Source organism: Kitasatospora nipponensis, assembly GCF_039528135.1.
Lineage (GTDB): Bacteria > Actinomycetota > Actinomycetes > Streptomycetales > Streptomycetaceae > Kitasatospora > Kitasatospora nipponensis.
Genome location: NZ_BAAALF010000082.1, coordinates 9,045 through 35,152 on the forward strand (window position 1 = coordinate 9,045; position 26,108 = coordinate 35,152).

General features: G+C 74.5%; 25 protein-coding genes and 1 tRNA gene. 17 read left to right on the forward strand and 9 right to left on the reverse strand.

Going from position 1 to position 26,108, the window contains the following annotated elements; all coding sequences use genetic code 11:
- A partial coding sequence (locus ABD323_RS21990; protein ID WP_344443570.1) for a helicase HerA-like domain-containing protein occupies positions 1-1,453 on the reverse strand: 1,453 nt, incomplete at its 3' end.
- A gap of 249 nt (positions 1,454-1,702) precedes the next feature.
- Between ABD323_RS21990 and ABD323_RS21995 the strand changes: the two genes are divergently transcribed.
- Both ABD323_RS21995 and ABD323_RS22000 read left to right on the forward strand, forming a co-directional pair.
- Positions 1,703-1,999, forward strand: coding sequence for a type II toxin-antitoxin system VapB family antitoxin (locus tag ABD323_RS21995; RefSeq protein ID WP_030273186.1), 297 nt, complete (start codon positions 1,703-1,705; stop codon positions 1,997-1,999).
- 436 nt (positions 2,000-2,435) lie between these two features.
- On the forward strand, positions 2,436-3,188 hold the full coding sequence (locus ABD323_RS22000; protein WP_344443571.1) for a LytR C-terminal domain-containing protein: 753 nt from the start codon (positions 2,436-2,438) through the stop codon (positions 3,186-3,188).
- Positions 3,189-3,276: 88 nt separating this feature from the next.
- Here ABD323_RS22000 and upp read toward each other — a convergent pair whose 3' ends face one another.
- Positions 3,277-3,912 (reverse strand): uracil phosphoribosyltransferase, encoded by a 636-nt coding sequence (upp, locus tag ABD323_RS22005; RefSeq protein WP_266295966.1) that lies wholly within the window; start codon positions 3,910-3,912, stop codon positions 3,277-3,279.
- Between the two features lie 217 nt (positions 3,913-4,129).
- Here upp and ABD323_RS22010 point away from each other — a divergent pair, with 217 nt between their 5' ends.
- The 5 genes from ABD323_RS22010 to ABD323_RS22030 all read left to right on the forward strand — a co-directional run bounded on the left by ABD323_RS22010 (position 4,130) and on the right by ABD323_RS22030 (position 6,500).
- Positions 4,130-4,348 carry a hypothetical protein gene (locus ABD323_RS22010; protein ID WP_344443573.1) on the forward strand — a complete coding sequence of 73 codons (219 nt, stop codon included), beginning with the start codon at positions 4,130-4,132 and terminating at the stop codon, positions 4,346-4,348.
- A gap of 353 nt (positions 4,349-4,701) precedes the next feature.
- Complete coding sequence (locus ABD323_RS22015; RefSeq protein ID WP_425556107.1) at positions 4,702-5,226, forward strand: tRNA adenosine deaminase-associated protein; 525 nt, start codon at positions 4,702-4,704, stop codon at positions 5,224-5,226.
- A 59-nt stretch (positions 5,227-5,285) separates the two neighbouring features.
- Positions 5,286-5,795, forward strand: coding sequence for a tRNA adenosine(34) deaminase TadA (gene tadA, locus ABD323_RS22020; RefSeq protein WP_344443574.1), 510 nt, complete (start codon positions 5,286-5,288; stop codon positions 5,793-5,795).
- A gap of 56 nt (positions 5,796-5,851) precedes the next feature.
- A tRNA-Ser gene (locus tag ABD323_RS22025) sits at positions 5,852-5,941 on the forward strand.
- A 166-nt stretch (positions 5,942-6,107) separates the two neighbouring features.
- Positions 6,108-6,500, forward strand: a complete 393-nt coding sequence (locus tag ABD323_RS22030; protein WP_344443575.1) for a hypothetical protein — start codon at positions 6,108-6,110, stop codon at positions 6,498-6,500.
- Between the two features lie 12 nt (positions 6,501-6,512).
- Here the strand turns inward: ABD323_RS22030 and ABD323_RS22035 are convergent, their stop codons facing one another.
- The 6 genes from ABD323_RS22035 to ABD323_RS22060 form a co-directional block, all read right to left on the reverse strand.
- On the reverse strand, positions 6,513-7,832 hold the full coding sequence (locus tag ABD323_RS22035) for a protoporphyrinogen/coproporphyrinogen oxidase (protein WP_344443576.1): 1,320 nt from the start codon (positions 7,830-7,832) through the stop codon (positions 6,513-6,515).
- Positions 7,833-7,918: 86 nt separating this feature from the next.
- Positions 7,919-10,492 (reverse strand): AMP-binding protein, encoded by a 2,574-nt coding sequence (locus tag ABD323_RS22040; protein ID WP_344443577.1) that lies wholly within the window; start codon positions 10,490-10,492, stop codon positions 7,919-7,921.
- 85 nt (positions 10,493-10,577) lie between these two features.
- Positions 10,578-11,390 carry a class I SAM-dependent methyltransferase gene (locus ABD323_RS22045; protein ID WP_344443579.1) on the reverse strand — a complete coding sequence of 271 codons (813 nt, stop codon included), beginning with the start codon at positions 11,388-11,390 and terminating at the stop codon, positions 10,578-10,580.
- Positions 11,391-11,469: 79 nt separating this feature from the next.
- Entirely contained in the window at positions 11,470-11,964 is a 495-nt protein-coding gene (locus tag ABD323_RS22050; RefSeq protein WP_344443580.1) for a hypothetical protein, read from the reverse strand.
- Between the two features lie 312 nt (positions 11,965-12,276).
- Positions 12,277-13,413: a DegT/DnrJ/EryC1/StrS family aminotransferase gene (locus ABD323_RS22055; RefSeq protein WP_344443581.1), complete on the reverse strand. Its 1,137-nt coding sequence runs from the start codon at positions 13,411-13,413 to the stop codon at positions 12,277-12,279.
- Positions 13,410-14,657: a DegT/DnrJ/EryC1/StrS family aminotransferase gene (locus ABD323_RS22060; protein WP_344443583.1), complete on the reverse strand. Its 1,248-nt coding sequence runs from the start codon at positions 14,655-14,657 to the stop codon at positions 13,410-13,412. The genes ABD323_RS22055 and ABD323_RS22060 overlap by 4 nt, the downstream gene beginning before the upstream one ends.
- A 215-nt stretch (positions 14,658-14,872) precedes the next feature.
- Here ABD323_RS22060 and ABD323_RS22065 point away from each other — a divergent pair, with 215 nt between their 5' ends.
- The 10 genes from ABD323_RS22065 (at position 14,873) to ABD323_RS22110 (ending at position 24,624) form a co-directional block, all read left to right on the forward strand.
- Positions 14,873-15,910 carry a Gfo/Idh/MocA family oxidoreductase gene (locus ABD323_RS22065; protein WP_344443585.1) on the forward strand — a complete coding sequence of 346 codons (1,038 nt, stop codon included), beginning with the start codon at positions 14,873-14,875 and terminating at the stop codon, positions 15,908-15,910.
- The gene (locus ABD323_RS22070) at positions 15,900-16,910 is read left to right on the forward strand and encodes a sugar phosphate isomerase/epimerase family protein (protein ID WP_344443586.1); all 1,011 of its coding nucleotides are present in this window, start codon (positions 15,900-15,902) and stop codon (positions 16,908-16,910) included. The genes ABD323_RS22065 and ABD323_RS22070 overlap by 11 nt, the downstream gene beginning before the upstream one ends.
- Complete coding sequence (locus ABD323_RS22075; protein WP_344443587.1) at positions 16,904-18,304, forward strand: M20/M25/M40 family metallo-hydrolase; 1,401 nt, start codon at positions 16,904-16,906, stop codon at positions 18,302-18,304. The genes ABD323_RS22070 and ABD323_RS22075 overlap by 7 nt, the downstream gene beginning before the upstream one ends.
- Positions 18,292-19,659: an Ldh family oxidoreductase gene (locus ABD323_RS22080; RefSeq protein ID WP_344443588.1), complete on the forward strand. Its 1,368-nt coding sequence runs from the start codon at positions 18,292-18,294 to the stop codon at positions 19,657-19,659. Before ABD323_RS22075 ends, ABD323_RS22080 begins: the two co-directional genes overlap by 13 nt.
- Positions 19,656-20,780 (forward strand): Gfo/Idh/MocA family protein, encoded by a 1,125-nt coding sequence (locus tag ABD323_RS22085; RefSeq protein ID WP_344443590.1) that lies wholly within the window; start codon positions 19,656-19,658, stop codon positions 20,778-20,780. Before ABD323_RS22080 ends, ABD323_RS22085 begins: the two co-directional genes overlap by 4 nt.
- Positions 20,777-21,265 carry a DUF6917 domain-containing protein gene (locus ABD323_RS22090; protein WP_344443593.1) on the forward strand — a complete coding sequence of 163 codons (489 nt, stop codon included), beginning with the start codon at positions 20,777-20,779 and terminating at the stop codon, positions 21,263-21,265. The genes ABD323_RS22085 and ABD323_RS22090 overlap by 4 nt, the downstream gene beginning before the upstream one ends.
- Positions 21,266-21,697: 432 nt before the next feature.
- Positions 21,698-21,838: a hypothetical protein gene (locus tag ABD323_RS22095; protein ID WP_344443602.1), complete on the forward strand. Its 141-nt coding sequence runs from the start codon at positions 21,698-21,700 to the stop codon at positions 21,836-21,838.
- A 143-nt stretch (positions 21,839-21,981) separates the two neighbouring features.
- Positions 21,982-22,275 (forward strand): Dabb family protein, encoded by a 294-nt coding sequence (locus ABD323_RS22100; protein WP_344443594.1) that lies wholly within the window; start codon positions 21,982-21,984, stop codon positions 22,273-22,275.
- 260 nt (positions 22,276-22,535) lie between these two features.
- Positions 22,536-23,489: an RNA polymerase sigma factor SigF gene (locus tag ABD323_RS22105; RefSeq protein ID WP_425556108.1), complete on the forward strand. Its 954-nt coding sequence runs from the start codon at positions 22,536-22,538 to the stop codon at positions 23,487-23,489.
- Positions 23,490-23,658: 169 nt separating this feature from the next.
- Positions 23,659-24,624 carry an RNA polymerase sigma factor SigF gene (locus ABD323_RS22110; RefSeq protein WP_344443595.1) on the forward strand — a complete coding sequence of 322 codons (966 nt, stop codon included), beginning with the start codon at positions 23,659-23,661 and terminating at the stop codon, positions 24,622-24,624.
- Between the two features lie 47 nt (positions 24,625-24,671).
- Here ABD323_RS22110 and ABD323_RS22115 read toward each other — a convergent pair whose 3' ends face one another.
- Complete coding sequence (locus tag ABD323_RS22115; RefSeq protein ID WP_344443597.1) at positions 24,672-25,580, reverse strand: tyrosine-protein phosphatase; 909 nt, start codon at positions 25,578-25,580, stop codon at positions 24,672-24,674.
- Between the last annotated feature and the right edge of the window lie 528 nt (positions 25,581-26,108).

A 26,108-nucleotide genomic window follows, 5' to 3' on the forward strand; every position in this document is an offset into this window, starting at 1 on the left:
TGGCCCGGGCGGCCGCGGCAGCCCGCGCCGCCAGCTTCTCGTACGCCGACTCCCGGTCGATCGCGTCCCGGTAGCGGGCCACCAGCGGCGAGCCGTCCACCGCCGCCCGCAGCACCTGCGGCTCGACCGGCCCCATCAGCGACTGCGGCGCCCGGAGCCGGGTCGCGGCCACCGGCGTCGGCGCCCCCTTCTCGGAGAGCACCGTCACCACCGCCTCGCCCGTCCCCAACTGCGTCAGGACCTCCGCCAGGTCGTACGAGGAGCGCGGAAAGGTGGAGACCGTCGCCTTGAGCGCCTTGGCGTCGTCCGGCGTGAACGCCCGCAGCGCGTGCTGCACCCGGTTGCCCAGCTGGGCGAGCACGTCGGCCGGCACGTCCTTGGGCGTCTGGGTGACGAAGAAGATTCCCACCCCCTTGGACCTGATCAGCCGCACGGTCTGGGTGATCGCCTCCAGGAACGCCTTCGAGGCGCCCTTGAAGAGCAGGTGCGCCTCGTCGAAGAAGAAGACCAGCTTGGGCTTCTCCGGGTCGCCGACCTCCGGCAGGTCCTGGTAGAGGTCGGCGAGCAGCCACATAAGGAAGGTGGAGAAGAGCCGCGGCCGGTCCTGGACGGCCGGCAGCTCGAGGACCGAGACCACCCCCGCGCCCGCCCCGGTCGTCCGCAGCAGCTCGGCGGTGTCGAACTCGGGCTCGCCGAAGAAGTCGCCGGCCCCCTCGTTCTGCAGCACGGTGAGCGCCCGCAGGATCACCCCGGCGGTCGCGGCGGAGAGCCCGCCGATGCCCCTGAGCTGCTCCTTGCCCTCCGGCGAGGTCAGGAAGGCGATCACCGAGGCCAGGTCCTTGAGGTCGTAGAGCTCCAGTCCCTGCTGGTCGGCGAAGTGGAAGACCAGGCCGAGCGAGCTCTCCTGGGTCTCGTTCAGGTCGAGCACCTTGGCCAGCAGGAGCGGCCCGAAGCTGGTCACCGTGGCGCGGATCGGGATGCCGACGCCCTGGCCGCCCAGCGCGTAGAACTCGGCGGGGCAGCCCTGCGGCGTCCACTGCTGGCCGACCTCGGCGGCCCGGGCGGCCGTGCGATCGCTCGCCGCGCCGGGTGCGCAGATGCCGGAGACGTCGCCCTTGATGTCGGCGAGGAAGACCGGGACGCCCTGGGCCGAGAGCTGTTCGGCGATCAGCTGGAGGGTCTTGGTCTTGCCGGTCCCGGTGGCGCCGGCGACCAGGCCGTGCCGGTTGAGGGCACCGAGCGGGATCCGCACCCGGGCGGCCGGGTAGGCGTCGGTGCCCTGCTGGACGGCGCCGAGTTCGAGCGCCGGCCCCTCGAAGGCGTAGCCCGCCGCGATCTCCCGCACGGCCTCCGGCAGCGCCCCCGCGCCGCCGGCACCGCTCGCATCCGGACCGGCGGTGGCGGCGGCGGCAGGGTCGGCGCCGGTCCGGCCGGCAGGGGTCTGATCGGACATCCCGGGGCGCTCCTCGGTAGGCGGTACCGTTGTCGTCTTTCCTATCAAATCGTCATATTCCACCCAGCGCAGAGCCGACACCGCGCCTCCCGAGCCCCCGCCGCGGGGCCGCCGCGCCGCGGCACCACGCCCGACACCACGTTTCTTTCGCCCGTTGTTCGTGCCGTCGACGCAGGTGGGACACCTCCCCCGGACGGCGGAGCAGCGCGCTTGCTGTGCCACGCGCCGCCCAAACGGTAGGCTTTCCGTGTGATCTTCAAGCGCATCGGCAACGGGCGGCCGTACCCGGATCACGGCCGGACCAGCACTCGCCAGTGGGCGGACGTCGCCCCTCGCCCGGTGCGACTGGACCAGCTGGTGACCACCAAGGGCCAGTTGGATCTGGAAACCCTGCTGGCCGAGGACTCGACCTTCTACGGGGACCTCTTCGCCCACGTGGTGAAGTGGCACGGCGACCTCTACCTCGAGGACGGACTGCACCGCGCGGTGCGGGCGGCCTTGCAGCAGCGTCAGGTGCTGCACGCGCGCGTCCTGGAGATGGACTGACGGGGTCTCATCCCCACAGCCCCGCTCCGGCGCCGCACGGCCCCCGGTCGGCCGCCTCCGGCGACCGGCCGCGCGGCTTCGTGCTGCCCTCGTCCGGGTCCCGTCCGTGCCCACCCCCGGCTCACCCACGGCCCCGTCACGCCCTCGGCCCGGGGCAGGCCGGCCTGGGCTCCACCGACGATCCGTACCGGACGAGCGGCGGCGCCGCGCTCCGGCTCACCCGGACGGGGCGCCCGATCGAGCGTCAGTACACCCTTTCGAGTGTCCACATGCGCCAAATGATGATCATTTATTACCTTCACGTCAGGAACCGGACTAGGCTGCTGACCACGGTCGCAGCACGCTCCGGACATCCCGTCCCTCCGTCCAGGCGGCCGCATTCGTCGCCCGCCGGCAAAGGCTGCCCTTCTCCATCAAGGGGAGACAGACTGTGAGCATGTTGACTCCCCAGGGAATGAAGGGGAAGCAGTTCCGCATCACGGGCACCAGCTACCCGCGCCTGGGCCCACCCCCGCGGCGCCGCCGCCGTGTCCTGATGGCCATCGGCTCCGTGCTCGCGCTGGCGCTCATCGCGCTCGGCGGCGTGCAGTTGGTCGACATCTTCACCGGCCGCAGCAAGCACGGCAGCGCCCAGGCCTGCGCCACCACCGCTTCCGGCAAGCCGATGGTCCGCCCGGCCGCCGCCACCGGCGCGCCGGCCCCGGCGGCCTCCGGTGCCGCCGGGGGCGGCTCCCCCGCCGCGGGCTCACCGGCCGCGGGCTCCGCCGCGGCCTCGGCCGGCGCGGGCACGCCGCTGCCGGCCACCACCGCCATCCCGCAGCCGCAGGCCGTCACGGTCAACGTGCTGAACTCCACCGACAAGGCCGGTCTGGCCGCCCGGACGGCCGACGAGCTCAAGAAGCGCGGCTTCACCGTCGGCAAGGTGGGCAACGCCCCGTCGGCGCTGAGCAAGAAGGTGCCCAACAGTGCCCAGCTGATCGCCGGGTCGACCGGCGCCGCGGCGGCCACCCTGCTGGGCTCCGAGGTCAGCGGGGCGACCACGATGGCCGACGCCCGCACCGACGGCAGCGTCGACTTCGTGATCGGCGACGCCTACACCGACCTGCTCGACCCGAACGCCGCCGCGGCGGCCCTGGCCCAGGCGCTCAAGCCCTCGCCCAGCGCCAGCCCGCTCTCCGGCACCTGCTGAGCCCCACCCGCACGCACCCCGGCACCGTGAACGGCGGCGGGGCGGCCCCCACCGGGACCGCCCCGCCGCCGTTCACGTGCGCGGGCGATCAGCCCGCGGTGCCGTAGAGCCGGTCACCGGCGTCGCCGAGCCCCGGCACGATGTAGCCGTGCTCGTTGAGGCGCTGGTCCAGCGCCGCGGTGACCACGGTGACGGGCAGGCCCGCCAGCTCCTTCTCCATCACCGCGACGCCCTCCGGCGCGGCCAGCAGCACCACCGCGGTCACGTCGGTGGCACCACGCTCGATGAGCAGCCGGATCGCGGCGACCAGGGTGCCACCGGTGGCCAGCATGGGGTCCAGCACGTAGACCTGGCGGCCCGACAGGTCGTCCGGCATCCGGGTGGCGTAGGTGGACGCCTCGAGGGTCTCCTCGTTGCGCACCATCCCGAGGAAGCCGACCTCCGCGGTCGGCAGCAGCCGGGTCATGCCGTCCAGCATGCCGAGGCCGGCCCGCAGGATCGGCACCACCAGCGGGCGCGGGTAGCTGAGCCGGGTGCCGGTGGTGACCGCGACGGGGGTGGTGATCTCGACCTCGTCGGTCCGCACGTCCCGGGTGGCCTCGTACGCCAGCAGCGTCACCAGCTCGTCGGTGAGACGACGGAAGGTCGGGGAGTCGGTGCGCTCATCGCGCAGCGTGGAGAGCTTGTGGGCCACCAGGGGGTGGTCGACGACGTGGATCCGCATACTCCCGACCTTAACGGCGCCGCGCTGCCCGGACGACCGCCGCCACCTCCCCTCCCCGCTCTCTCCTCCGCCCCCCTCCTTCCCCTCCTCGCCCTCCCGCGTCCCGCCCCCTCCCCTCGCCCCATCCGCCCTTCGACTCCCTCCGGGCAGCGATCGGGTGCTCTTCCCGTGCCGTTCCCCTGGTATCAACCGGACACATCTGGGAAAGTCAGACCGTATGAAGAGGAGCCCGGGCCCGGTCAACGGACCCCCCGAGGAGCCCGCCGCCCAGCCGATCGACCGGCCCCTGGAGACCGAGGCCGAACGCCGGCGACGACGGGCCGTCTTCCTGCGCGAGCTGGCCGAGGCCCGTGAGCTGCGGGCTCGGGTCCAGCCCCGCCGGACCAAGGAGCGCCGCATGCGCGAAGCCCTCCGCATGCGCACCTTCCGGATCTGACACTCCGTCCACCCTCCACCGGTCCTCTCCGCGCTCTCCCCGCGGCACCGTCGCGCCCTCCGCCGGCCCTTCCCACCCCCTCCTCGGCGGCTACGCGGCGGCCCCGCGGCGGCTCCGCGCCCGCGCAAAGCCGCCATTCCGACACGACCTGCGAAGACGCGCTGCCGAACACTCCCCGCAGAGGCGGCCTTTCTGTCACGATTCCGATGGGACGGTCCGAACAGCGGACCGCCTCTGGCGCGGGGGCGGCCAGACCGCGTTCGCCCGAGATCGCCTACGGCCGAGACCATTTGGGAGTGTCCCTGGTGGCGTACTTCGCTGCAGTGCTTGCTCGCACCGAGGACGGGTGGGATGTGAGCGAGACCGAGTTGGACAATGTCGAAACCCTTGCCGATCTTGCCGACCTGGCACGTGAGGCGGCACAGGACGACAACACGGTGCTGGTATTCATCGAGCAGGAGGACGCCTGGTTCGCCGTCGTCCGGGTGGACGGCGAGGAGGATCCGCGGATCTTCGTCTCCGACGCCGCGGCCGCCGCCCGCAGCTCCTACGGGGACGTGGTCCTCACCGAGGAGCTGGTCGGCCGGGCCGGCGACAGCGAGTTCGACGACCTCGACAGCCTGGTGACCGAACTGGAGGAGAGCGAGGACGCCGAGCTCTCCTCCACCGGCTCCGACGACGAGGAGGACGAGGGCCCGGCCACCGGCCCCGGCGGCGTGCCGGTCGGCCCGCTGGGCGACTCCGAACTGCTCAGCGAGTTCGGCGTCAGCTCCGGCGACCTCCTCGACCTCAGCGGCGAGGGCGCCGAACCCGGTGACGCGCTCAACGAGATCGCCGACGCCCTCGGCTGCGCCGAGGTCCTGGAAGCCGTGCGCTGACCCGGGCGGGGCACGGGCGGGGTGAGGGACCCGCCCCGCCCGTGCCCGACACTGGTGGGATGCAGCCCCACCCCGCCCTCGCCCCGCTCCCGGCCCCGGTGCGCCCCGACCCGGTGCGCGACCGCTGGACGGCGTCGATGCGCCTGGCCATCACCGAGGCCGCCCTGGCCCCGGCCACCGGCGACGTCCCCGTCGGCGCACTGGTCCTCGACCCCGCCGGCACCGTCCTCGGCCGCGGCCACAACGAGCGCGAGGCGGTCGGCGACCCCACCGCCCACGCCGAGATCCAGGCCATCCGCCAGGCGGCCGCCGCCGTCGGCGAGTGGCGCCTGACCGGCTGCACCCTGGTCGTCACCCTCGAGCCCTGCACCATGTGCGCCGGCGCGATCGTCCTCTCCCGCCTGGAGCGCGTCGTCTACGGCGCCCTCGACGAGAAGGCCGGCGCCGCCGGCTCCCTCTTCGACGTGGTCCGCGACCGCCGCCTCAACCACCGCCCCGAGGTCGTCCCCGGCGTCCTCGCCGACGAGTGCGGCGCCCAGCTCCGGGCCTTCTTCGACACCCACCGCTGACCCACCCCCACCAAACGATTTCGTCCCCGCCCGACCCGTCCGGTAGAGTCTCCCTCGGTAGCGTGTCCGAGCGGCCAAAGGAGCACGCCTCGAAAGCGTGTGTGGGGGCAACTCCACCGTGGGTTCGAATCCCACCGCTACCGCCAGAGCAGGACGACGAAGGCGCCTACGAGATCTCGTAGGCGCCTTCGCGCGTTCCCGGTCGCCGGGTGTTCGTGTGCCTCGGCGATAACGGCTGTACCCGGCGGGGCCGGGCCGGTATCTTCGCGCGGTGCGCGGGGCCCCGCGTGCACGGAATCCAGGGGGAGTCCCATGACCGACATCCAGCGGGCGGCCCTGCTGTCACTGCTGCTCAGCGGGATCGCGACCCTCACGCCGCTGGTCGGCGCGATCGTGGCCGCCGTGTTCGTCCGCCGCAGGGGGCGCAACGCTCGTCTGGCGTTGGCCGGTTGCCTGGTCATGCTGGCCGGGCCGATCGTGTCCTTCCTCGGCATGGCGCTGGGTCTCGACGCCCTCATGCGGGCCTTCGGGCCCCTGATGGCCCAGAACGTGCTCTCCGTGTTCGTCGCCCCGTTCCAGCTGGTCGGGTTCGGACTCGTGCTCGCCGGGGCGCTGACCGCGCCCGCACGGCCCTCGACGCCCTTCGGCGGACCGCCGGTCACCCTCGACACCGACCTGCGGGATCGGCCGATGACGTCCCGTTGAGCCCGGGGGAGGTCACCGAGCGGTCCTGGTCGGGGCCGAGGTGAGGCGGTGGGTGGGGTGGCCGGCGGAGGCGGCGGCGGCTTCGCTGTTGGGGCGCAGGGCGAGCCAGTCGCCGGCGTAGTCGATGCGGCGCAGGGGGCGGGAGAGGAAGGCGGGGCGCAGCCGGACGGCGGCGGGGGTGACTTCGGGCAGGCCGTGGGGGTAGCGGCGGACGTGGGCGCCGCACAGCGCGGTGCGCAGGCCGGGGAGGAAGCGGTCGGCCTCGGTGGTGGCGAGCGCGGTGATCTCGGCGTCCGAGGTGGTGGCGGGGTCGAGCAGGCCGGGGACGGCCCAGGGGGCGAGCAGCAGGCTGACCAGGCCTCGGCCGGGCGGGACCCGGCCGGGGGCCTTGAGGTGGTCGAGGATCGCGCCGGCCAGCACGCGGCTCTCGCTGCCGGGCACGATCAGGCCGTAGCTGGGGCTGCGGGTGGGTGAGGGCAGCGCGCGGTCGAGGCGGCAGATCACCTTGATCATCGGGGTGTAGCCGCTGGCGGCGAGGAAGGGACGCTCGTCGGCGGGCAGGCCGGGGTGCAGGGCCAGGGCCTGCGGGGCGGGCAGGGCGAGGACGGCCTGGCGGGCGGTGAGCTCGCGGCCGTCGGCGAAGCACAGCCGCACCGCGCCGGGGTGCTCGGTGAGCTGGGCCAGCGGCGAGCCGGTGGCGACGTGCAGGCGGGCGGCGAGGGCGCGGGTGAGGGTGTCCATGCCGTCCCGGAAGGTCATCCAGCGGGCCGCGACTCCGCCGACGGCGGCCAGCATGGCGGCCATCGGTCCGATCGCCGAGCGTTCCGAGTGCCAGCCGAAGAAGCAGCCGGAGAGCGGTTGCAGGAGTGCGTCGTGCACGTCGCGGTGGTAGCGGTCGGCGACCTGGCGGATCGTGAGCTCGCCGAAGGGGGTGGCCTCCGGACGGTCGAGGTCCATCGGGCGGGCCAGGGTGGCGCCGAAGCGCAGCCAGTCCAGTCGGCCGCGCGCGGACATCCCGGCGCCGGTGAGCAGGCCGGCGGGATGGCCGAGCCGGGCGTGCGCGCGGCCCCGGCGCCACAGGGCGAGCGAGTGGTCGATCGGCAGCACCTCGGCGGGGGTCAGACCGACCGAGCGGATCAGCTGCCAGGTGGCGGGGTAGCCGCGGGCGGCGATGGTCTCGGCGCCCTCGTCGATCCGGTAGCCGTCGTCCACGGTGGAGGCCATCCGCCCGCCGACCCGGTCCGCGGCCTCGAAGACCTGGACGGAGCGGCCGGCCCGGACCAGCCGGTGGGCGGTGGCCAGTCCCGCGAGGCCGGCGCCGATGACGGCCACGTCGAGGTCCGGGCGGCCGCCACCCGGCCCCCGCGGCGGGCTCGCCACGCCGGGCGCCGAGCCCGGCCGCGCCGCGCCCGGCGCCGTCACGTCCACCGTCCGGTGCCGAAGGCCGCTGCTCCCGCCAGGTAGCGCTGGCGCAGCTCCTGGCGGCGGACCTTGCCGGTGCCGGTGCGCGGCACCGCGTCCCAGCCGAGCAGCAACGGTTCGGCCAGCACCGGCAGATCGCGCACCGCGCGGCGCCACTGCTCGGGGTCCAGCCCGCCCCCGCGGGTGACCAGCACCGGCAGCGGCGGGCGTTCGCGGCCCGCGTCCAGCACCACGGCCTCCTCGACCTCGGGCAGCCGGTCGTGCAGGACGTCCTCCAGCTCCACGCAGCTCAGCCCGGGGATCATGTCCACCTCGCGGTCCAGCAGCCGCAGCCGGCCCGAGCGGGTGCGCACCCCGATGTCGCCGGTGTTGAACCAGCGGCCCGCGGACTTGTCCGCCCAGCGCTGCTGTTCGCCCGCGTAGCCCACGCACAGGCCCGGGGTGCGGGCCAGGACGACGCCCGGCTCGCCGCGCCGCACCGGGCGCCCGGTGGCGGGGTCGACCACCCGCAGGCCGATCCGGCCGGGCACCGGGCGGCCCAGGTCGCGGGTGGTGGGGTGGCGCAGCTCGCGGGCGGCCACCGAACGGCGGGTCAGGAAGCGGAAGGTGAGCGGTCCGGTCTCGGTCTGGCCCCACCCCTGCATCCAGATCGGGGCGCGCCGCCGGGAGGCGGCCAGGAAGGCGCGCACGGTGGGCGGGTGCATGGCGTCGAAGGTGTTGATGTAGAGCCGCATGTCGCGAAAGGGGCTGTCCGGCTCGGCGGCCAGGTGTTGCCAGCGCACGTAGGTGGCCGGCAGTGCCTCCAGGACGGTCGGCCGGTGGGCGCGCAACAGCCGGGCGGCGCCTGCCGGTTCGGGATCGGCGAGGATCGTTAGGGTGCGCGGGCGGGCCCAGAGCGCGGAGATCGTCCAGGAGACCGCCCGTCCGTGCGAGAAGGCGATGGCACTGGCGACGGTGTCCTCGGGGCGCACCGAGAGCACCGGCCAGCGGTGCGCCTCGAAGGAGGTGAGCTTGCGGATCAGGGTGGTGGTGGAGTGGATGACCAGCTTGGGCAGGCCGGTGGTCCCCGAGGTGTGGTTGATCACCAACGGCTCGTCGTCGGGCCGCCGGTGGATCGGCGGGACGGCGCCGCCGCGCAGCGTCGCACCGTCGATGGCACCCGGCGCCGGGCCGTCCAGGCAGAGCGTGCGCACCCGTGGGGGGACCCCGCCGAGCGCCAGGGTGTAGCGGTCGGAGACCAGCAGCGCGGGGTCGAGGCGGGCCAGCAGCACGGCCAGCGCCTCGGGCGTCAGGTGGTCGGAGAGCAGGGCGGGTACCGCGCCGATCCGGGCGGCGGCCGCGGCCAGCAGCGCGTAGTCCCAGTGGTTGCGCTTGTGGACCGCGACCCGGTGTCCGGGGCGGATCCCGGCGGCGGTCAGGACCCCCGACATCTCCCGTACCAGCTCCGCGAGTTGGGGAATGGTCCAGCTGGTACCGCGCTCCGGCTCGAGGTCGAGGGGGCGACTGAGCCGCACCACGGTGGGCGAACCGCGCTCGGCCAGCGTCTCCAGCAGTGGGCCCAGGTCCAGTGGCCGCGGGCCGGGCAACAGCCTCACAGCGCACCGCCGTTCAGCAGGCAGGCGGCCACCAGCAGGGCGCAGCAGACCCGGTGGGTGTGGATGCCGAGCCGACGGGCCCGCAGGATCTCGCCGGCCACCAGCCCGAGGGTGAACTGCCCGGCCCGCAGGGCGATCACGGGCACGGTCAGGGCGGCGAACCACCAGGGCGCGACCCCCAGCACCGAGGGCAGCACCAGCAGGGACGCCTCCAGCAGCGAGAGCCCGGCGACGAAGGCCGCGTTGCCGCGCGCGGAGGCCAGCACGGCGACCGTGCGGGGGCCGCCCACCCGCGCGGTCGCCCGCGATGTCGTTGACGTTGGAGTACACGCCGAAGAGCAGCGGGCCCAGGCCGAAGAGCAGGGCCAGCACCAGCGCGAAGCCGCTCGCCCGGCCGGTGACCAGGCCGTAGGGGGCGAGCACGAATACCCAGCCGTAGCCGGCGAGCAGGAACTCCTGCCAGCCGCGGTAGCTCAGCCGCAGCCACCAGGAGTACTGGAAGCCGGCGAAGGCGCAGGCCGCCGTCAGGGCCAGGGCCCACCAGGGGCGGGCCGGCGCCAGCAGCACGGCCGAGCCCCAGCACAGGAGTTGGACGGCGACGGCGGACCAGGCGAACCGGATCGCCTGCCGCTCACCGAGCGCGCCGGCGAGCAACGGCTTGCGGGCCAGGCGCCGCGCGGGGGCGTCGGGACCGTAGTTGGCCGCGTCGCTGCCGTCGCGGTGGCCGGTGACGTCGTCGAAGGCGCACAGCCCGGCGAACATCGCGACCCCGCCGAGCAGGAAGAGGCCCAGCACGGCGTACCCGGCGGCGCCGAGGGTGCCGGCGCCCGGCAGCAGCATGGCGAGCAGCAGCGGGGTGGCGAGGTAGTAGTCGTAGATGTCCAGCTTGGCGAGGCGGACGTAGACCTGCCAGGTGGCGGCCGCGGCAGGTCGCGCGAGACGCTCGGGCCGGGCGATAACGGCGGTGGTGTCCAAGGGGGTTCGGGTTCCTCTCCGCGCGCCCCGGGTGCGTGCGCCCGGGACGCGGTGCGGTGTGCTGCGTGCGGTGGTTCGGGTGGGCTCAGTGCGGCCGGCGGGCCTGGACCGAGTAGAAGACGGCCGAGGCGGCGCTGAAGCGCGCGTCCCGCATCACCGCGCGCACCTCCACCAGGTCCTGCTCGCTCAGCCCGGCCGCCAGCAGTCGCTCGCGCAGGCTGTGGGTGTGGCTCACCAGGAGCTCCAGCCCCGGGTGACCGGCCCGCCACAGGGTGATCCGCGGCTGCGGGTCGACCTCGGTGAAACCCGCCGCCACCAGCTCGGCCGGGCACTCGCGCCCCCAGACCACCCGGGCGCCACTGGCCTCCAGCGCCCGCTGCTTGGCGGCCAGGAACCGCTCGTAGAGGCGGGCCGAGTCCTCGTCCGGCGCCGTGAGCACCGGGCCGTAGCTGACGTCGAACTCGTCGACCTGCAGCACGCCGCCGGGCCGCAGCGCACCGCGCAGCTTCGCCAGCACCGCCGCGCGCCGCGGCAGGTGCTGGAGCACCAGCCGGACGTGCACCAGGTCGAACCGGCCCTCGGGAAGCGGGTCGTGGACGATGTCGTGACGCTCGACGCGCATCCCCGGGCGGGCCGGCACCCGGTGCGGGACGAGGTCGGTGGCGAGCACCGAGCCGGTCGGGGCGACCCGGTCGGCCAGCCAGTGCGCCACGCTGCCGTTGCCCGCGCCGATCTCCAGGCAGTGCCAGCCGGCCCGCAGTCCGGTGGCGGCCAACCGCTCGGTGGTGAAGGGGTCGTAGGCGGCGCGGAGCCAGTCGAGCTGGGCGGCCGCGTGGTCGGCGTGGCCGTCGAAGGGGTAGCCCGGACCGGGGGCGGCGGTGGCGAGCACCTGGCTCATGGAGCTCCTCGGGAATGCGGGTGACACGCGGCGGGGAGCCGCCGACGGATCGGCGGCTCCCCGGGACGGCGCGTCCGGATCAGTTGAACTGCAGGTCGTAGACGCCGGGCGACTTGGCGGTGAACTCGGCCTCGCCGGTGACGCCCTCGTACGCCTTGGTGCCGCCGTTGATCACGCCCTGGAAGACGTTCGGGTAGTTGCTGGCGGCGTTCGGGATCGGGAAGACCACGTTGAAGGAGACCTGGCTACCGTCGTTGAAGACGATCTCGCCCGCGCAGAAGGCGGTGGTGCTGGTCGGGCTGATCGAGTCCTTGTCGCACAGGTCGTAGGCGGTGCCGATGACGTTGCCGCCGCCGTCCTTGACCCGCGCGTTGCCACCGAACGCCACGCCCACGGTGTTGGCGACCGCCTGCTCGTCGTTGGTGCCGCTGAAGTCGAGCGTCACGTTCGGCACGTTGGCGTTGCGGTGCGCGCTGGTGTTGGACGCCATCGCGGGCACGCTCACGCCGGCGGCCCCGCCGGCGAGCAGGCAGACGGCGGCGATGACGACGGAACGCTTGGGCGTGAAACGCATGGACTTCTCCTTGGACATGTCGAGCCCGGTGCCCGACTGCGGCGCCAGTGGATCACACGGAGCGCATACGTAGTCACTCTACGTGTCGCGGCGGGTCGCCCGCGCACCCTCCCCCGAAGATCACCGGGAGCCCTTGTCCGCCAAGAGATCTTGGTCCACCGCCCGCCCGCCGCAACCCCGTTCGGGGGGTCACGGAGATCACCCGGACGGGCAAGGATCTTCACTCGGCCGGACCAGCCGACCGTCCGCCACCGCCCGGCCGGACACTTCGACGTCCGGTGCGGCGATAGGTCGGATCATCGTCAACTGGCCTCAGGCGGAGCCGAACTCGGTGACCGCGTCGGCGATCCGCTCGACCTGCCGGTCACTCAGGTGCGGGTAGACCGGGATCGACAGCGCCCGCTCGGCCGCACGGTCGGCGGCCGGCCAGCTGTCACCCGGCCGGGCGAAGGGGCGGAACGCCTCCTGCCGGGGCAACGCCTGCGGGTAGTAGGCGTGCGAGGCGATGCCGCGGGCGGCCAGGTGGTCACGCAGCGCGTCGCGCCGGTCGGCGAGCAGCGTGTACACGTAGTAGCAGCGGCCCTCCCGGCCCGGCGGTGGGGCGAGCACGCCGTGCTGGGCCAGCGGGGCGAACCGCTCGCCGTAGTAGTCCGCGATCCGCGCCCGCCGCTCCAGCCGGGCCGGCAGCCCGGGCAGCCGGTGCAGCTGGAAGGCGGCCTGCAGCTCGTCGAAGCGACTGTTCCAGCCGATCCGGTGGTGCCGGAAGCGCTCCCTGCCGTCCTGCCCGTGGTTGCGCAACATCCGTACCGTGCGGCCGATCTCGGCGTCCCGGGTGACCACCGCGCCGCCCTCCCCGGGCATCCCGAAGGTCTTCACCTGGACGAAGGAGTACACCCCCGCCTCGCCCCAGAGCCCGGCCGGCCGCCCCGCCAGCACGCCGCCCTGGGCCACCGCCGAGTCCTCCACCAGCCGCAGCCCGTACCGCTCGGCCAGCGCGGCCAGCGCCGGCAGGTCGGCCATCACCGAGAACATGTGCGCGGGCATCAGCGCCCTGGTGCGCTCGGTGATCAGCCGCTCCACGGCCCGCGGGTCCACCACCATGGTCCACGGGTCGATGTCGGCGAAGACCGGCCGCGCGCCCAGGGCCAGCACGCTGGAGGCCAGCGGCGCGCAGCCGAAGGCCGGCACCACCACCTCGTCGCCCGGGCCGATCTCCATGGCGGCCAGCACCAGGGTCAGCGCGGTCGTGCCGCTGCCACAGGCGACCACGTCGGCCGCGCCCAGCTGCTCGCACAACTCCCGCTCCAGGCGGGCGGTCTGCTCGCCCAGGATGAACCGCTGGGAGGCGGCCGTACCGGTCTCCCGGAGCAGTCGCAGCAGCACCTGCCGGTCGTCCTCGAAGAGGTCGGGCGGGAAGAACGGGATGTCGGTCAGCTCGGTGGTGTTCATGCACCCTCTCCAGTCGAGGATCCGGCGGCGGATGCGGCGCCAGATCCGGCGGCGGACCCGGTGTGGAAGTCGCGGATCAGCGCGCAGACGCCGTCGAGCTCCGCCAGGCTCAGCTCCGGGTACAGCGGCAGCGCCAGGGTCCGCTGGCAGGCCGCCTCGGCCACCGGGAAGTCGCCCACCCGGTGCCCGAGTTCGGCGAAGCACGGCTGCAGGTGCAGCGGCGAGGGGTAGTAGGTCTCGGTCTCCACCCCGTGCCGGGCCAGGTGGGCGGCCAGCTCGTCGCGGCGCTCGGTCTCGATCAGGTAGACGTAGAAGACCTGGCCCTCGACCCCGCCCACCGGCGGGCGGCGCAGCACGCCGGGCAGGTCGGCCAGGCGCTCCTCGTAGCCGGCCGCCAGCTCGGCCCGGCGGGCGATGTCAGCGTCCAGCCGGGTGAGCTTGGCGAGCAGCACGGCGGCCTGCAGGTCGTCCATCTTGCTGTTGAAGCCGGCCACCGTGGTGGCGGTGTTGATCGCCGGGAAGTCGGCGATGGTCCGCCCGAACCGCCCGTGGTGGCGCAACGCGTCGACGGCCGCGGCGATCCCGTCGTCGTCGGTCAGCACCGCGCCGGCGTCGCCGATCGCGCCGAGCGTCTTGGTGGGGAAGAACGAGAGCACCCCGCCCGCGCCCAGGAGCCCGGCGTGCACGCCGCCGCTGCGCATGCCGATCGCCTCCGCGCTGTCCTCCAGCACGGTCAGGCCGTGGCGGGCGGCGACGGCGCCGATGGCCGCCATGTCGGCGAGCCGGCAGAACAGGTGGGCGGGCATGACGAAGCGAGTGCGCGGGGTGAGGACGGCCTCCAGGGCGGCCGGGTCCAGCGCGTAGGTCACCGGGTCGACGTCGGCGAAGACCGGACGTCCGCCGGCCAGCACCACCGAGGTCGCCGAGGCGGCGAAGCTGAACGCCGGCACCACCACCTCGTCACCCGGCCGCAGTCCGGCCGCGCGCAGCAGCAGGACCAGGGCGTCGGTCCCGCTGTTGACGCCGATCACGTGCCGGGCGCCGGTGTACCGGGCGAGCTCGCGCTCCAGCTCCGCGACCTTGTGGCCGTGCGAGAACTTGCCGTCGTCCAGCACCTCTTCGGCGTGCCGTTCGATCAGCGGCCAGAGGTCCTCGAAGGTCCTGGCCTGGGTGAAGAAGGGCACCGGTCGGTGTGCGGCGCTCTGGCGCGGCACGGCGGCGGTCGGGGTGACGGGGCTGTCCAACGCTCCCCCTCGGGAGGACGGGGCGGGCCACGGAGATCCGGCTGATCTCGGCTCGGGGGGACCGAGGGTACGTCGGCCGACAAGTCGCATACCGTCGAAAGAGTGCTGATTGTGCATAATCCACTCGTTCGTGAAGGAACACCCCAAAGCGAATTGACTTGCCGTCACCATGATCGGCACGCTGACGCCGACCCCCCGAGGAAAGGCACCGAGCGATGTTCCGCACGCTTGTCGTCGGGCTCGGCCGCGCCGGCGCCGGGCTGCACCTGCCCGTCCTGCTGCGACTGCGCCGCGAGTCGGGCCACCTGTTCGCCGGCGCGCCCCTGCTGGCTGTCGACCCGCGGGCGAGCGCCGCGCCCGAGTTCCCCGAGGTCCGCCTGGTGGCCTCGCCGGCCGCCGCCCGGCAGGTGCTCGACCCGGCCCGCACCGTGGTGCACCTGTGCACCCCGCCGCGACGCCGGGCGGAACTGGTGGCCGAGCTGGCAGAGTTGGGATTTCGCCGACTGATCATCGAGAAGCCGCTGACCGCGCACCCGGCCGATCTGACGGCCCTGGCCGAGCTGGTGCACGGCCGGCGGCTGGAGGTCTCGGTGGTCGCGCCCTGGCTGGCCAGCTCGCTGACCGACCGGCTGGCCCGCCTGGTGCACGACGGCGAGCTCGGCGAACTGCGCCGGATCACCGTGCGCCAGCACAAGCCGCGCTTCCGCCGCTCGCTGCTCACCGATGGCCACCCCACCGCCTTCGACGTCGAGATCCCGCACTCGCTGGGGGTGGCCCTGCGGCTGGCCGGCGACGCGGAGGTGGTCCAGGCCGGCTCCCGGGACCTGCGGGTGGGCGAGCGGCTGCGCCCGGCGCTGGGCGGCGCCCGGCTGGTGCTCGCCCACCACGGCGGGGTGCGGACCGAGATCGTCTCCGACCTGACCTCGCCGGTGCGCGAACGCCGGATCACGCTGCGCTTCACGCACGGCACCGCGGTCGGCCACTTCCCCGGCAGCGCGGACGACGAGTACGCCCAACTGCGGCTCTCCGGACGGCGGGTGGAGAGCCGCGAGGTCTTCCCGGACGACTCGCTCGGCAACTACCTGCGGCAGACCTACGCCCGCTTCCTGGCCGGACCGGTCCCACCCTCGGCCGGGTTCGACACGCACGTGCGGGCCGTGCGACTGCTGGGCGACGCCAAGCGGCTCAGCGGCACCGATCTCCTCCTCCATGAACCAGAGTCGAGGCAAAGGGAGTTGTCCCATGTCCACTGAGCTGTCCAGCTCGCACCCGCACGCCCCGCCGGCCGCCGGCGCCCCCACCGACAGCAGCACCGGCACCGGCAGCGCCGCACAGCCGCCACCCGGCCCCCTGGGCGCCGGACGGATCAGCTACTGCGGCGTGGCCGACGAGGCCGCCGCCGACCTGGCCGGCCAGCTCGCCGCCGTCCGCGAACTCGGCTGGCAACAGATCGAGTTGAGGACCATTGACGGCATCCCGCTGGACCTGTTGCCGGGGCCGGCGTTCGCCCGCGCCGCCGCCCGGATCACCGAGGCCGGACTCACCGTCCCGGTGGTGGCCTCCCGGATCGGCGGCTGGGCGCGGCCGATCAGCTGCGACCTGGACCAGGAGCTGGCCGAGCTCGAGGTGCTGGCCGAGCGCTGCGCGGTGCTGGGCGCCGACCGGGTGCGGATCATGTCCTACCCCAACGACGGCCTGCCGGAGCTGGAGTGGGAGCGCGAGGTGCTGCGCCGGATCCGGGTGCTGGCCCGCCGCGCGGCCGACCTGGGCCTGGTCCTGCTGCACGAGAACTGCTCCGGCTGGGCGGGCCGGGACGCCACCCGGGCGCTGCGCCTGCTGGAGGCGGCCGGGACCGACTCCTTCGGCCTGCTCTTCGACACCGGCAACGGCGCGGCGCACGGCTACCGCCCGCTGGCCCTGCTGCGCACCCTGGCCCCGTACGTGCGCCACGTGCAGGTCAAGGACGCGGCCAGCGGCCCCGAGGCGCCCGAGTACCGCCTGCCCGGCGAGGGCGAGATGGCGGTGGCGGACTGCCTGCGGCTGCTGCTGGGGGCCGGCTACCGCGGCAGCTGGTCGATCGAACCGCACCTGGCGGTCCGCCCGCACGAGCACTACCGCGCCGAACCCGCCCACTGCCGCGCCACGTTCGCCGCCTGCGGCCAGGCCCTGCGCCGGCTGGCCGAGGAGTTGGCCGCGCAGGACGGCGCCGACTGGCAACCCACCGTGGCCGGACTGGAGTTCGTGCCGTGCTGAGCGCGGGCGACCACCGGCTGCTGCTCGAACTCATGGAGTTGCCGACCGCCGGCCCGCTGGAGGCGCCCGGCGCGGCCCCGCAGCTCTGGCAGGCCCAACAGGCCTACGCCCAGGCCGCCGCGGCCCTCGGCTTCGAGGTGCTGCGCCACCGCGCCCCCGAGCAGTCCTGGACCGAGCGCCCGGACGTACCGCTGCTGGTGCGCGAAGCCGCCGCCGCCTCACCGGAGTTCCTCGCCTGCCAGCCGAGCCTGCTGCTGCGCCTGGGCGGCGCCGCCGCGCGCCGGCGGACGGTGATGTTCAACGTCCACCTGGACACCGTGGCCGGCCGGCAGCCGATCAGCCACCGGGACGGGGTCTTCCACGGCCGCGGCGCGGTGGACGCCAAGGGCCCGGCGGTCGCGCTGCTGGCCGGTCTGCGCGCGGCGCTCGCCGAACAGCCGGGCCTGGAACGGCGGATCAGCATCCTGGTGCAGGCGGTGGCCGGCGAGGAGGGCGGTGCGCTCGGCACCATCGGCACCCGCCCGCTGGTGGCCGCCGGGCACTACGGCCGGCTCAACGTGTTCTGCGAACCCACCGGCAACCGCGCGCTGGCCCGCTCCACCGCCGCGATGACCGCCCGGATCAAGGTCACCGGCCAGGACGCGGTGGACGACCGTCCGGCGGCCGGCCACAACGCCACGGTGCTGCTCGGCTTCCTGGCCCAGCACCTGGCGGCCAACGTCACCCCCGGTGCCGGGCAGCTCTGCGTGGCCGGCCTGCACACCGGGCGACTGCACAACCGGGTGTACGGCCAGGGCGAGTTGCTGCTGAACCTGGCCTACCCCGACCCGGCCACCGCCGAGCGCCTGGAGGCCGCGGTGGCGAGCGGGGTCGCCGACGCCCTGCGGGCCTTCGCCGACCGGTTCGCGGCCAACCCGCTGCTGGCGCGCACCGCGGTCGACGCCGTGCGGATCACCCGGCTGGAGTGGCTCAAGCGCGGCCTGCCCGCGCTGGTCGCCCCCACCGCCGACGACGGCTGGCTGCCCGGCCTGCTGGCGGCCGCCGGCGTGCCCGGCTGTCCCCCGCAGGAGCCGGCCTTCACCTGCGACGCGATCTGGCTGGCCGGACTCGCCGACGCCGCCACCGTGGTGCTGGGCCCCGGCACCCTGGACGGCAACAACGCCCACGCCGAGGGCGAGTTCGTCCGCGAGTCGGAGCTGGCCGGCTTCGCCCGCACCGTCGCCGACCTGCTCGCCGCCTTCGACGCCGACCTCCGGCGGTCGCGGAGCACCGAACCCGAACAGCACCCGCACGGCAGAGCGCACGGCACCGCCCAGCACCGGCAGAGCGCCGCGCCGACCCCGCTCCCCCGCCCCGCCACCGCCGAGGAGGACCGCCCCGCATGCCGCAGCTGATGCCCGACCTGGCCGCACCGCTCACCCCCACCGATCCCTTCGCACCCGCGGAGCCGCCCGCAGCGCCGACCGCACAGCCGAACGCACAGGCCCGCACCGCGCCCCCCGCAGCGCCGGCCGCCGAGCAGGCCGCCGAGCAGGCCGCCGCCCTGCCCCACCCCAGCGCCGCCGAGGGCGACGGCGCCCGCCTCGACCCCGCCGAGGACAGCGGCGGGGAGAGCGGCGCACCGGACGCCCACAGCACCGCCCCCGCCGTGCTGATCCGCTACGCCGAACTGCTCCGCTTCACCACCGAGGTCTTCACCGCCCGCGGCCTGCCCGCCGCCCGGGCCGCCACCGCCGCCGCGGCCCTGTGCTACGGCGACCTGACCGGTCTGACCTCGCACGGCCTGGTCAACCTCACCCGGCTCTACCTGCCGCTGCTCGACGAGGGCCGGGCCGACCCGCTGGCCGAGCCCGAGACGCTGGCCGACCGGGGCGCCGCCGTCCTGCGCGACGACCGCCGGGCCCTGGGCCTGTGGGCGGCGCCCGACGCGATGGACCTGGCCATCGAGCGGGCCGGGACCTACGGCATCGGGCTGGTCTCGGTGCGCGGCGCGACCCACCTGGGCTGCGCCGGCTTCCACACCCTGCGGGCCGCCCGCCGGGGCGTGATCGGCGTGCTGGCCGCCAACTGCGGCCGGCAGCGGATCGCCCGGCCACCGGGCGGGCGGCTGGCGATGCTGGGCACCAACCCGCTGAGCGTGGCCGCCCCGGCCGGGGCGCACCCGCCGTTCGTACTGGACATGAGCACCACCGCGGTGCCGACCGGCCGGATCCGGGCCGCCGCCCGGGCCGGCCAGCGGGTGCCGGCCGGCTGGCTGGCCGCGGCCGACGGCAGCCCGGTGACCGACCCGGCCGCCTTCGACCGGGGCGAGGCGCACCTGCTCTGGCTGGGCTCGGGCCCGCAGACCGGCTCCTACAAGGGGTACGGCCTGGGCCTGGTGGTGGAGGTGCTGGGCGCGCTGCTGGCCGGCGCGGGCCTGGGCCCGGACCGGGCGGCGCTGGACGGTGACGGCGGGCCCGGCGGGCGCGACGACGACATCGGCTACCTGGCGCTGGCGATCGCCCCGGGCGCGCTGCGCGACGGCGCCGACTTCGAGCGGGACGCCGGCGGGCTCTTCGGCGCCCTGCTGGACTGCCCGCCGGTCGATCCGGCCCGCCCGGTCGGCTACCCGGGCCGGCCGGAGGCCGAGCGGGCCGAGCGGCAACTGCGCGAGGGGGTCCGCCTGGCCCCGGCCCGCTTCCAGGAGCTGACCGACCTGGCCGCCGCCACCGGACTCACCGCGCCCCGCCCGATCGGCGGCCGGCCGTGAACGCCCCGCAGCGGCTCACCGCCGCCGCCACCGCCACCGCCCCGCGACGGCTCGCGGTGGTCGGCCTGGGCGTCATCTCGCGCTTCTACCTGGCCGCCATCGAGCAGGACCCCACGCTGCGGCTGGCCGCCGTCTGCGACCTGACCGAGGCCGGGCTGGCCCCGCACCGCGCGGCCGGCGTGCCCGGCTACCGCGACCACCGGGCGCTGCTGGCCGCCCACCGGGACCTGGCCGGGGTGATCGTCACCGTCCCCAACGACGCGCACGCGCCGGTCTGCCGCGACCTGCTGACGGCCGGCCTGCCGGTCTGCGTGGAGAAGCCGCTGGCCACCGACCCGGCCGAGGCCCGGGCGCTGACCGTGCTGGCGGCCGAGCGCGGGGTGCCGCTCTTCACCGCCTTCCACCGGCGGTACAACACGCCGGTGCTCGACCTGGCGGCGGCCTGCGCGCGGGCCGGCTCGCCGGTCGAGCGGGTGGTGGTGCGCTACTTCGAGATGATCGAGGAGCACGTCGGCGGCGACCGCTGGTACCTGGACCCGGAGCGGTGCGGCGGCGGCTGCGTGGCCGACAACGGGCCGAACGCCTTCGACCTGGTCCGCCTGCTGCTGGGCGAGGACGAGCTGGCGGTGGCCGCGGTGCGGATCGACCGCGACCGCGCCGGCCTGGACCGGCAGGCGGTGATCGAGCTGGCCCCGGCCGCGAACGGTCCACGGCCGAGCGGCCCGCGGCCCGGCGCCACCTCCGCCCGCCCGGCCGCCGCCGCCCGGCGGGCCCGGGTCGAGCTGGACTGGTCGTACCCGGGCGAGCTGAAGGACGTCGAGGTGACGCTGGCCGACGGCCGGGTGCTGCACGCCGACATGCTGGCCGGCAGCGAGGGCTTCAAGGCCTCGCTCTGGCACGAGTACCGGGGCATCCTGGCCGCCTTCGGCGCCGCGCTGGACGATCCCGGCGCCCACCGGGACGGCGGCCTGGCCGCCCTCGACCTGGTCGCGGCCGCCTACCGGGCCGAGCGTTCGCCCGCCGTCCCGCGCAGCCTGCCGCGCCCCGCCGCCATCCCTGCCACCCCCCTGGCCGCGCCCGCCCCCCAGGGCACGCCCACGATCCTGACGGAGGCCCGATGACCCGCACGACCAGCCGACCGGCCCACCTGCCGCCGGCCCGCTCCACACCGGACGGGTGGCCCGACGGTGAGCGGCAGGGCGGTGAGCGGCAGGACGGCGCCAAGCGCGCGGTGGCCGGTGAGCTGGTGAAGGTCCTGCTCCACCGCCGGGAGGACCGCGGCATGACGGTGGAGCCCTACCGGAGCCGCTGCGTGCGGGCCGGCGAGCTGCACGAACTGGTCAGCACCGACGTGGACGACGCCACCGCGGGCACCCGGGTGGACCGGGTGGGCTTCCTCGGGTTCACCGAGATCTCGCGCGCGGGGGTGATCGACTCGGGCGACACGGTCTGGATCGGCGGGCGGCCCGTCGGCACCGTCCTGGGCTTCGACGCCTGCCACTTCCCGAACCACTACAACATCCTGATCAGCACGGGAGAGCCGGTGACCGGGGAGGAGCTGGGGCTGGTGCCCGAGACGGAGGTGCGCTTCATCGCGCGCGGCTGACGGCGCGCCGGCCCGGATGGACCGGACCGGGGGGAGGAGGGCGGGGAACAGGAGTGGGGGGAGCGGCCCCGGGGGGACCGGGCCGCTCCCCCTGGCGGAGTCCCACAACCGGTGCCGCGTCGGGGGGAAGCGCGGCGCCCGGTCCCACAGCGGGGAGCTCCGGACCCACGTACCGGGGATTCCTGCCAGGTCCCCGGTACGTCCTCCATCCTGCCGCCCGCGCCACCGGCGGACATCCGCACAAGGACCCCGCTGTGCGGGACCTTCGTCCTGGCGGGTGAACGTGTTGCACACCTGCGCTAGGCCGTCCGGTGGATAAGCTGCGCCCTGGTACACGTGCTCGGGTGACCGAGGCGCGTGCGATGGAGGGTACGAGCGGGGCGCGGCGTCGGAAACAGGGGCGGTTCGATGGCACAGGCAAGGAAGATCGGCATGTACCTCCTGCTGATATTCGTGGTGTACACGATCATCCATTCGCCCGCACGCGCGGCCGAACTGGTCCAATCGGGGTTCGTCGGGATCTCGGACGCGGCCAAGTCGATCGGCGCGTTCATGACCGGCCTGATCAAATAGCCCCCCCTCGTACCGAGCGCCCCACCCGTCACGGCCGATGCGCCGCGCGCCCGCGACCGCGCATTGGACACCCCGCGGGTGGCACCACCCGCCGGGTTACCGTGTCCGGGTCCAGCACCCTCCGCGCCGCTAGGAGTTCTCCCGTGATCCGCCACCTCGTCCTGTTCAAGCTCAACGACGGCATCGCCAAGGACGACGAGCGCGCGCTCGCCGCCGCGCGGGGCTTCGAGGGTCTCGACCAGCAGATCCCCGAGCTGCTGGAGTGGCAGCACGGCTGGAACGTCAGCCCGCGCGACGTCGCCTACGACTTCGCGATCAACAGCCTGGTCGCCGACCAGGCGGCGCTGCAGGCGTACGCCACCCATCCGGCGCACGTGAAGGTCGCCCAGCAGTGGCGGGAGATCGCCACGTTGGTGGTCGCCGACTTCGAGGTCTGATTCCGACCGACTCCATCGATCGCACCCGCACGACCCAACGGCCCCCCGCCTCCCGTCACCTCCCCAGGAGGGCGACCGGAGACCGGGGGGCCGCGGCGTGCCCGGCGGCGGGGGCCGACCGGCCCTCACCCGCACCCCCGCCCCCACCAACACGCCTCCACCGGGTGCTTGAACGAACAGTGCCCGGCTTGTGATGCTATGACCGATTTCGCCGGGCAGGACAAGGTGGTGAACCGAGGGAGGGTGACGCGTCCGTGCGGATCCAGGACGATACGCCGGACACCGGCACGGGCAGTGCCCGCGCCAGGAGCGAGGGTCTCGCGGGCACCGTGCCCGCGCCCGACCGCGCCGACGACCCCCCGGAGCCGGTCCGGCCCCAGGGCGCACCCCCCCGGCCGGCCGGGGAGCCGGTGGACGAACTGCCCGAGGAACTCCCCGAGGAGCTGGCCGGGCGACCCATCGACGTGCGCACCCTGACCCGGGTGCTCTTCGAACGGCTGGCCGAACTCCCCGCCCAGGCACCCGAGCGCGAGCAGGTCCGGGCGGCCCTGATCGAGGTCAACATCCCCCTGGTGCGCTACGCCGCCACCCGCTTCCGCAGCCGCAACGAGCCGATGGAGGACGTCGTCCAGGTCGGCACGATCGGCCTGATCAACGCCATCGACCGGTTCGACCCGGGCCGCGGCGTGCAGTTCCCCACCTACGCGCTGCCGACCATCCTGGGGGAGATCAAGCGCTACTTCCGGGACAACGTGCGCACCATGCACGTGCCGCGCCGCCTCCAGGAGCTCTGGGTCCAGGTCAGCGGCGCGATGGAGGAGCTGACGGTCACCCACGGCCGCACCCCCAAGGTGCCGGAGATCGCCGCCAACCTGCGGATCCCCGAGGAGGACGTGCGGGCCTGCCTGGACGCCGGCCGGGCCTACAACGCCGCCTCGCTGGAGGCCGCCCAGGAGCACGAGGGCGGGCTGGCCCTGCTGGACCGGCTCGGCTACGAGGACTCCGCGCTGACCGACGTCGAGCACCGCGACATGGTCCGCCACCTGCTGGTCCAGCTGCCCGAGCGGGAGCGACGGATCGTCATGCTGCGGTTCTTCGCCAACCTGACCCAGTCCCAGATCAGCAACGAGCTGGGGATGTCCCAGATGCACGTCTCGCGGCTGCTGTCGCGGATCCTGACCCGGCTGCGGACCGGCAACTCCTGGGAGGAGTGAGCGATGGGCGGGTCGCTGCGCGTTACTGCCGAGTGACATCTTGCGACGTTCGGGTTTGCCGGGGACCGTGTTCCGGTAAGCAAGCGGTGGGGGCCGCCGATCATTCGGCGGATACCGGGGAACCACCGAGGGGCGGCTCCCGTTGGACGAGTCACGAGGGGGTGGGTGCATGTCCGCAGAGCTGGGCAGCGCAGAGATCCACGGCAGCACGGCGGTGGCCGAGCACGCTCCTGAGCGTCCGTCGTCCGCGCCGCCGACGCAGGCCCCGCCCGCCGCGGTCGCGATCCCGGCCCCGGCCACCACCCCGGACGCCCCGGTGGCGCCCGCACCGCCCGTCGGCCCCACCGCGGGGGCGGCCTCCTCGATCGGCCCCGGCCTGGACACCCGCACGCTCTCGCGCGCGCTCTTCCGCCGGCTGGCCACGCTGACGGCCGGCAGCGCCGAACACAGCTACGTGCGGGACACCCTGATCGAGCTCAACCTGCCGCTGGTGCGCTACGCCTCGGCCCGCTTCCGCAGCCGCAACGAGCCGATGGAGGACATCGTCCAGGTCGGCACGATCGGCCTGATCAAGGCGATCGACCGGTTCGACCCGGAGCGCGGGGTGGAGTTCCCGACCTTCGCGATGCCCACCGTGGTCGGCGAGATCAAGCGCTTCTTCCGCGACACCAGCTGGTCGGTGCGGGTGCCGCGCCGCCTGCAGGAGCTGCGGCTGGCGCTCACCAAGGCCGGTGACGAGCTCTCCCAGCGCCTGGACCGCTCGCCGACCGTGGCCGAGCTCGCCGTCTGCCTCGGCGTCAGCGAGGAGGACGTGGTCGAGGGGCTGGCGGTCGGCAACGCCTACACGGCCAGCTCGCTGGACTCCAGCCCCGGCGAGGAGGACGGCGACGGCCCGCTGGCCGAGCGCCTGGGCTACGAGGACCTCGCCCTGGAGGGGGTCGAGTACCGCGAGTCGCTCAAGCCGCTGCTGGCCCGGCTGCCGGCCCGCGAGCGCCGGATCATCATGCTGCGGTTCTTCGGCAACCTGACGCAGTCGCAGATCGGCGAGGAGATCGGCATCTCCCAGATGCACGTCTCGCGGCTGCTGACCAAGACCCTCACCCAGCTGCGCGAGGGCCTGACCAGCGAGTCCTGACCGGCCGGTCGGGGGCCTGCCGTGGCCCCCAACCGCGGCCGGCCCGGTCAGTCCGCCAGCAGGTTCCTGCGCAGCCCCGCCAGCACGAGGTCGTCCAACCCCAGGCCCTCGCGCCAGAACGCCCCCAAGTCCGGCCAGCCGGCCTCGACCTCGGCGAAGGCCGTCTCCAGGTAGCCGCGCTCGGCCCGGAAGAGCGGCAGCAGCAGCCGGGGCTCCCGCATCAGGCCGCGGGTGGCGAAGCTCTCCACGACCTGCTCGACGATCGCGCCGGAGCGCTCGTTGGTCAGCAGGTAGTCCTCGAAGACCGTCTCCCGGTCCACGCCCAGCGCGGTGAGCAGCAGCGCGGCGGTCCAGCCGGTGCGGTCCTTGCCCGCCGTGCAGTGGAAGAGCACCGGCGGCCCGTCGGGCGCGGCCAGCAGCCGCAGCACGGCCGCGAAGCGCTCGCGGGCCACCGGGTCGGTGACGAACCAGCGGTACAGGCCGGTCATCATCGCCGCCGCCCGGCCCTCGCCGAGCAGGGCCCGCTGCTTGTCCGGATCGCGGTCGGCGAGCGCCTCGCGCAGCGCCACGTAGATGTCGAAGTCGGCCGCGAAGACGGGCAGGTGGTGCAGGGTGACGCCGTCCGGCCCGACGGCCGGCAGCACCATCGGCTCGGCGGTGAGCTCGGTCGCCGAGACGTCCGCCACCGGCAGGCCGGGGACCCGGTCGGGGCCGGCCTCGCGGACCTCCTCCAGGCTGCGCAGGTCGACCACGTGGCGCAGGCCCAGCGCCGCGAGCAGCTCCAGGTCGCCCTCCCCGAGCCGGTTCAGGCCGTCGCTGCGCAGGGCGACGCCGCCGCGCACCACCCGCCCGTCGGCGGTGAGGTAGCCGCCGAGGTCGCGGGCGTTGACCGCGCCCGACAGGCCGAGACTGCGGGCGGCCGGCTCCGCGTCGGCCATGATGGGCTGCTCGGTCACGTGGACTCCTCCTGGATGCGCGGGCGGGGACCCGACCAGGGTACGAACTCGACCCGCCCGAGGGCAGCCGGGGCGGGGGTGCACACGACATATTCCGACAGGTGAGACGTCTTCATAAAGCAAGAGTTGTCATGATCCGAACTGGATTATGTTTCCTTAAGAGCTCCTTAACGACCAGGTCGTGGTCAACATGGCGCACAAGTGAACGTCTATGACAGATTCGCTGCACTCTCACCCATTCGGGGGTACGAGCAGCTAGTTCTGCACCACCATGGTCCGCAGAACACCGCGCGGAGGACCGCGCGGTACGGGGGAATACGCACATCTGAGGTGGACTAGCGGGGGCTGTCCACTCTCCTCAAGGGGAGGAACACCGAACTATGGGTCGAGCGACCCGTCGTGCTGCCGCCTGCGCGGCAGCCGGTCTGCTTGCCGCAGGGCTGCAGACCACCACCGCCCTCGCCGCGGCGCCGCAGAACCGGATCGACCTCACCGTGCTCGTGGTGGACGACGGTGGCCCCGCCACCG